Consider the following 5722-nt stretch of genomic DNA (forward strand, 5'->3'; position numbering starts at 1 on the left):
GCCTGTTTAAAAATTATAGTTTGAATTTTTATAGATATTTTTAGATAGATTTTAGTTTTTGATAATGAAGATTTAGCGGGCTAAATCAAGTAATCAAAGGCTAAAAGATGCTAAAAAGAGCATAAAAAGACAACTAAGAAAAATAAATACTTCCAAAATAAATATTTTCGTTAAAATTTAAACAGGCTCTAAGATACTAAAAACTAAGCCTCAACAACTTATCAAATTTGAATACTTGAAAGTGTGTGAGGCATTTTATAATATAAGTTAAAAATTGGTTTACTTGCTGGCCGGCATGGTTGGCCTAACCTCTATTTTACTTGGCAAGGTACGCTCATTAAGTTTTAACAAGCTAACTACCAAATCACCAATATCTTCACTTTGAATTTTCCAAGCATCACTAGCGCTAGGTTCATGATTATTAAAATGTGTGGCTACCGACCCCGGCATAATAGTACTCACTTTAATATTGTGCTCCCTCAAATCCAACATGACCGATTGTGTAAATCCGGTAACGCCAAATTTACTCGCATTATATGCTGAACCTCCTGCAAAAAAATTAGTACCCGCCAAACTGGAAATGCTGATAAAATACCCTTCGGATTTTTTTAAGGCCTCAACACTAGATTTTATGGAATAAAACACACCTGAGAGATTGGTGTCTATAGTTTCCTGCCATTGTTGCGGTGTCAAATCTTCAATGGATGCAAAATGTCCCAATCCGGCATTTGCAATCACAATATCCAACTGACCAAATTGCGACAACACGTGTTCGACTGCCTTTTGCTGACTTTCATATCGCCTAACATCGGCTTCTACACCGATAACCTTAGCTGATGTGGAAGATAACTTTTGAAGTTCTTTGGCGGCTTCTTTAGCCCTTGCCTCATCACGACTTGTGATAACGACATGAACGCCTTCATTCAATAAACTCAAGGCAACACCAAATCCAATACCACTACTTCCACCAGTAATTAAGGCCACTTTATTTTGTAATTTTTTCATTTTTATAGTTTTAGCCAAAGTTACAAAACCAAAAAGTGATGACCGAAAAAGAGACATTAAAAATATTTAAAATGTGAAGAGCCTGCTCAAATTCTGAACAGGCTCCAAAAAGAAAATTATTCTTTATAAAATTGATTTATTTCACATCTTTCAACAATTCTTCAATAGCTTTTTCTAATTGTTGATCTTTTCCTATACTGATCAGTTGCGGATCATTTTTGATAGAAAAAGTAGGTTGTGTTTCGTTGTTTTCTAACCATTCGCCTTTTCTGTTTTTAACAGAAATTGGCACGGCACCCCAGCGTACGCCGTTAGGAAGCGATTCCCATCCTGCAAAGCTACAAGTTCCAGGAACGGCTTGGCCAACGGTTTTTCCGATATTCATTTCGGTATAAGCGCACGAAAAACAATGGCCATCACTATAATTGGCTTCGTTAAACATGGCTAAAGTTGGTTTGTTCCATCTGAAGTTTGGTTCGTAGCCAACTTCACGATCGGCGGTTGCATAAGTTAAAATACGTGAGCCGCTTAAAAACATATCCAAATCGGCCACCAAATCGCCGCCGCCGTTAAAACGGGTGTCAACAATCACACCTTTTGCATCGGCGTATTTTCCTTTCATTAGTTCAAAAGCATTTCTGTATTGACCATCATTCATACCTGTAAGATGCACATACCCTAAAGTGCCATTGCTCTTTTTACTGACTTCTTCCTGATTGGCTTTTACCCAACGTTTGTACAAAATCTGATTTTCTTGTCCTAAACTTATCGGTTTTACGGTAAGTTGTCTTGTTGTATTTTTTCCTGGTTCTTGAAGTTCAAGTAAGGTGAATTTTTCTGCTTTTCGATTCAAATATTGTGCAATATCTTTGTCTGATGAAATTATTTCGCCATCAATTTTAGTAATGATGGTCCCAACTTTTACATCCATTCCGGATTTATCCATGGGCCCATCTAAAAGTATTTCGGCTATTTTAATACCGTTTCCTTTATGGCTATAATCCATAAAAATCCCTAATGAAGCGGTTGCATCACCGTTTGGCGAATTGTTGCTATAACGTCCTCCGGCATGGGAGACGTTGAGTTCTCCTATCATTTCTGATAACAGTTCGGCAAATTCGTATTCATTACCAATATGTGGCACAAATTTCTGATAATCGGTTTTGGCTTTATTCCAATCAACACCATGCATGTCCGGTGTATAAAACATTTTTTGGGTACGCAGCCATACATGTTCAAAAAGTTGGGCACGTTCGGCTTCTGTATCAAATTCTACACCAGAACTGATCTGAATGTTTTCTCGTTTTTTTCCGGAAATATTAATTTTGGCCAATCGCCCTTGACTTAAGAGAAACAGATTATTTTCGTCTTTGTCCCAAACCAATTTTCCGCCCCTGCCGTCTAATGGCATTTCCATTTTGGTTTCCCGGGTTCTTAAATTAGTACTCCACAGATTTGCATTTTTTTCAAATAGTGCTAAGTAATAAAGCGTTTCGGCATCTTTAGATAAAACCGCATCGCTCAAAGATGAAGAGTGAATGGTCAATCGTGCTTTTCGATCTTCAAGTCCGTCCCAATCTATTTTTATAGCTTCAATTTCTTTGGATTTTGAAGTATCTTTTTTTGAATCTTTAGTGTCTTTTTTCGGATCTTTTTTAAGCTTGTCTTTTTCTGCTTTATTTAACTTTTCTATTTCTTTTTGAAGTTTGAATTCGTCTTCAGATAAATTGAATTTATCCCAACCTTCTTTTGTAAGAAAAAGAGTGTAAACGTCACCATGTGAAGATCCGCTAAAGGCATGGCTTTGTAATCCGTTGCGATTGCTAAACCAAATAATTTGTTTGCCGCCATTAACCCATTTTGGGTTGTAATCATTATAACCACTTTGAGTTAAATTTTTCATGGGTTGTTTTCCTGAAGCGTCCAATAATACGACTTCACCATTTGCCATCGTTTGCCTCCAAGAGGCTAACAACCATTTTGAGTCTGGGCTCCATTGAAAATATTGATCGCCGTCACGCATATGGAACATCTGTTCAGGGGTCATTAAAGTAACCGTATTTTTGGTTTCAAGATCCATCACTTTTAAAGTGCGTCGATCTTCAATAAATGCTAACTTTTTACCATCTGGTGAAAATTTAGGTTGATAATTATCTTTATCATTACTGACCAATGGTTTTTCTTCTAATAGAGTTGAAGCATAAAAGAAAGGTTCGTCACTTCTAGTTATATTTACTTGAAAAATCTGCCATCTGCCATCTCTTTCAGAAGCATAAACAATTGATTTCCCATCGGGTGCAAAATCAACAAAATTTTCAGTTTCCGGCGTGTTGGTAATGCGCTTGGTAAATTTGCCGTCCACAGCATTTACAAACACTTCACCCCGACTAACAAAAGCCACTTCTTTTCCGTCAGAAGAAACAGAAAAATGACCTATACCACTGCTTATTGGTGTAAAACCGTCTTTGTTTTTAATATTCTGAGTGTATAAACTGATGTTAATTTTTTGAGGCTCACTACCTTCACGAACGGTGTAAATTTCACCGCCATACGAAAAAGCTAATAACCCATCGTTCGATGCACTTAAAAAACGTACCGGATAATTGGTTAAATGTGTAATTTGAGTTTTAGCATTCGGATTAGCTAATGCTAATTTGAAAACATTAAAAGAACCTTTTTCTTCACTTAAATAATAAATATCTTGATCTGAATTGGTAAATACCGGCTGACGATTTTCGCCATAAAATGAAGTGATTTTTGTGTGTTTCCCACTATCGGTATCATAAGTCCAGATATCTCTGGCTATGGTTGATTGCTGGTGTTTTCGCCATTCGTTTTCACCTCCTTTTTTATCGTGATATACTAAAGTTTTTCCGTTTTTGCTAAGCATCGCTTCTTCAGCAGGAACGGTTAAAAACTGATCTACTCTTCCGCCATTGGCCGGAACACTGTACAATTCTGGTTGAGATGCTGTTGGATATTGTCTGTGCGTAACCAAATCTTGCCTTACACCTCCAAACAGAATTTGCCGACCATCCGGAGTGAACGAAAATGGTATTTCATCATTAGAATGAAAAGTCAATCTTTTAGCATTTCCGCCATTTATATCCATTGTAAAAACATCAAAATTGCCATATCGATCGGAAGCAAAAGCGATATTTTTTCCGTCAGGACTCCAGACAGGATGAAAATCGTGGGCTTCATGAAAAGTTAGTTGAACAGCTTGTCCGCCTTTTGTGGCGACTTTGTATAAATCTCCTTTGTAGGTAAATACAATCGTATTCCCGTCCGGAGAAATTGAAGGATAACGTACCCATTGTGGATTGATTTGTGCATGGGTAAGTTGAACTCCGATAAGGAGTAAGGTGATAATGAACGTTTTTTTGAGCATAATAATAGTGTAGTTGAAAAAAAGCAAATATAATTAATTGCAAGATGAAATTGAAGTTGAAAAACAGGCTTGAGTCATAAAAAGACTATAGAAAACAACAAGGTCTTTGCGGGGCGGGAACGACGACACAATCTCAAATTAGAAGCTGCGACAAGCCTCTTCGGTACTAAACTCCGCTGCAAAACTAAAAATAACTCCGATTTTTTGTAATTTGTCCATAAACATATTGATTATCAGCGCGTTGTTTTAATTTTTCAATACTTATTTTACTGAAAAACAGACAATTATAAGGATTTTTTTTGCGAAGCGTTGTTTTAGACACAGATATTTTGATTTTACCCAACAAATCTTCAAACTCAAAAACTAAAACTGATCTAAAAAAGAAATACCTGTAACATTTCGAGCTTCAACTTTTAACAATCTCCAAACATTACTTCCCTTCTTGGACTTCATCACCATTCTCATCAGGTTCATGCGGATCTTCAATGGAATGTGTAAGTGCCGATGAAATAATCCCCGTAGGAATAGCAACAATCCCCAAGCCAATCATCAAAATAAAAGACGTAAACACTTTGCCGCCAACAGTTATCGGATAAACATCGCCGTAACCCACAGTGGTTAAGGTGATGATGGCCCACCATAAACTGTCAAAAATTGAAGAAAAATGTTCAGGTTGTGCCTTACTTTCGAAATAATAAATTCCGATAGCAGCAAAATAGATGAGCAATACCGTAATAAAAATGAATAGAAAAATCTGCTCTTTAGCACTTTTAATGGCTCTCGAAAAATGATTAAGCGCTTTGTTGTAACGAACAAGTTTGAAAATTCGGAACAATCGTAAAAAACGTAGGGCTCTCAATGAACGCAAATCAACGCCGATAGCCAAATAAAAAGGAAGAATTGCCAGAAAGTCGATCATCCCATAAAAGCTGAAAAGAAATTTAAATCTTCGCTCCGCAGCATAAATCCTAAGGAGGTACTCAATGGTAAAAATGATGACGCAAACAACTTCAATTTAGCGAAGCAAATTCTGGTTTGAGACGAAAGATCTGGAATGGTCTCCATTGAAAACGTCACTACCGAGATCAGAATGAGCACTTGGATAAACATCGATATAAAGCGCCCTAATTTGGTATCGGTATTATCGATAAGATTTTTAATGGTTGCTTTCATTGATTGGCTTTTAGAGCCTGTTTAAAAATTATAGTTTGAATTTTTATAGATATTTTTAGATAGATTTTAGTTTTTGATAATGAAGATTTAGCGGGCTAAATCAAGTAATCAAAGGCTAAAAGATGGTAAAAAGAGCATAAAAAGACAACTAAG

Annotated in this window: 4 protein-coding genes; all 4 read right to left on the reverse strand. The window is 36.4% G+C overall.

The window, feature by feature from the left end; all coding sequences use genetic code 11:
* Window positions 1-279: 279 nt before the first annotated feature.
* Complete coding sequence (locus VNJ50_RS04195) at window positions 280-1005, reverse strand: SDR family oxidoreductase (RefSeq protein ID WP_325579353.1); 726 nt, start codon at window positions 1003-1005, stop codon at window positions 280-282.
* Between the two features lie 136 nt (window positions 1006-1141).
* Window positions 1142-4396, reverse strand: a complete 3255-nt coding sequence (locus tag VNJ50_RS04200) for a S41 family peptidase (RefSeq protein WP_325579355.1) — start codon at window positions 4394-4396, stop codon at window positions 1142-1144.
* 430 nt (window positions 4397-4826) lie between these two features.
* Complete coding sequence (locus VNJ50_RS04205; protein WP_325579359.1) at window positions 4827-5411, reverse strand: ion transporter; 585 nt, start codon at window positions 5409-5411, stop codon at window positions 4827-4829.
* Window positions 5312-5569 (reverse strand): hypothetical protein, encoded by a 258-nt coding sequence (locus VNJ50_RS04210; protein ID WP_325579357.1) that lies wholly within the window; start codon window positions 5567-5569, stop codon window positions 5312-5314. The genes VNJ50_RS04205 and VNJ50_RS04210 overlap by 100 nt, the downstream gene beginning before the upstream one ends.
* Window positions 5570-5722: the final 153 nt, after the last annotated feature.

Source organism: Gelidibacter sp. (genome assembly GCF_035577925.1).
Taxonomy (GTDB): domain Bacteria; phylum Bacteroidota; class Bacteroidia; order Flavobacteriales; family Flavobacteriaceae; genus Gelidibacter.

What these genes read in the sequence shown, in the direction of transcription:
- VNJ50_RS04195 (WP_325579353.1), bottom strand. Translation starts at nt 1,005, where the DNA reads ATGAAAAAATTACAAAATAAAGTGGCCTTAATTACTGGTGGAAGTAGT.
- VNJ50_RS04200 (WP_325579355.1), bottom strand. Translation starts at nt 4,396, where the DNA reads ATGCTCAAAAAAACGTTCATTATCACCTTACTCCTTATCGGAGTTCAA.
- VNJ50_RS04210 (WP_325579357.1), bottom strand. Translation starts at nt 5,569, where the DNA reads ATGAAAGCAACCATTAAAAATCTTATCGATAATACCGATACCAAATTA.